At 45.6% G+C, this 1407-nt stretch carries 2 tRNA genes and 2 rRNA genes; all 4 read right to left on the minus strand.

Going from position 1 to position 1407, the window contains the following annotated elements:
* Window positions 1–312, minus strand: a 23S ribosomal RNA gene (locus VR7878_RS20715); the annotation flags it as partial.
* A gap of 435 nt (window positions 313–747) precedes the next feature.
* Window positions 748–823, minus strand: a tRNA-Ala gene (locus VR7878_RS20720).
* A gap of 98 nt (window positions 824–921) precedes the next feature.
* Window positions 922–998: transfer RNA gene (locus tag VR7878_RS20725), tRNA-Ile, on the minus strand.
* Window positions 999–1182: 184 nt separating this feature from the next.
* Window positions 1183–1407, minus strand: a 16S ribosomal RNA gene (locus VR7878_RS20730); the annotation flags it as partial.

The raw sequence follows: 1407 nt of genomic DNA on the forward strand, positions 1-1407 counted from the left end.
TTGCGTGCCTTTCCAGACACTTCACCTAACGCTGTAAAAGCTTAAGGGCTAGTCCGATTTCGCTCGCCGCTACTTTCGGAATCTCGGTTGATTTCTTTTCCTCGGGGTACTTAGATGTTTCAGTTCTCCCGGTTCGCCTCATTAACCTATGTATTCAGTTAATGATAACTGCTGCTGCAGTTGGGTTTCCCCATTCGGAAATCGCAGACTCAAGTGGCTCTTACTGCCTCATCTGCGCTTATCGCAAGTTAGTACGTCCTTCATCGCCTCTGACTGCCAAGGCATCCACCGTGTACGCTTAATTACTTAACCATACAACCCGAAGAAGTCTTTTTTGCTTGGTCTTTTTCCCTGAATACGGCGTTAGCATCGAAGGCTGCTTGGTTGCTATCAGACGATAGCGCCCTGCGACATCCTTCTTGCTGCCTTGTCTCAGGCAAAAATCCTCAGCGCAAAAACCTAAGGGTTGATATCATCAACTAATTAGGTGTCACACAATATTTTATACATGAGTGTGTGACTTGGTTTTGCCGGACTCAATTTGAATACACAGTTGCCTGTGCATTCCCAAGAACACTTGATTGTGTTGGTCTTTCTCTTTCGAGAAAGGATTGAGAACTTTTACAAATAATCATCTGTTTCCAAAGAAACAAACATTATTTTGTCAGCTTTCCAAATTGTTAAAGAGCAAAGATTTTGTATCTACAAAACCATGTTTAAAGATTCTTCATTAAAAACCCTTAAAGATGGTGGAGCTATGCGGGATCGAACCGCAGACCTCCTGCGTGCAAGGCAGGCGCTCTCCCAGCTGAGCTATAGCCCCATCTTTAGATATTTCTTCAAATCGTTTTATTCAAGGCAGATTGTGAGGCCGCATATATCAATATGCAACGAACAATCTAACGCAGAAGAAAATGATTTTGGTGGGTCTGAGTGGACTTGAACCACCGACCTCTCGCTTATCAGGCGAACGCTCTAACCACCTGAGCTACAGACCCATCTCTTGCTGTGTGCTTTCCCTGATTTCTGCGTCAGGCTGCTTATCCTCGGTCAGTTATTTACTGATGTAAACGCCTTCCCTCGTCAATTGCCTTCCTTGAACTCAGAAAAACCACGGTGCAATTTCTCTTTGCTTATAAACCGAATCAATCTGTGTGGACACTCATCCAAAACATCTTTACGTAAGGAGGTGATCCAGCGCCAGGTTCCCCTAGCGCTACCTTGTTACGACTTCACCCCAGTCATGAACCACAAAGTGGCAAGCGTCCTCCCGAAGGTTAAACTACCTGCTTCTTTTGCAGCCCACTCCCATGGTGTGACGGGCGGTGTGTACAAGGCCCGGGAACGTATTCACCGTAGCATTCTGATCTACGATTACTAGCGATTCCGACTTCATGGAGTCGAGTT

It is taken from the genome of Vibrio ruber DSM 16370 (assembly GCF_900163965.1).
Taxonomy (GTDB): domain Bacteria; phylum Pseudomonadota; class Gammaproteobacteria; order Enterobacterales; family Vibrionaceae; genus Vibrio; species Vibrio ruber.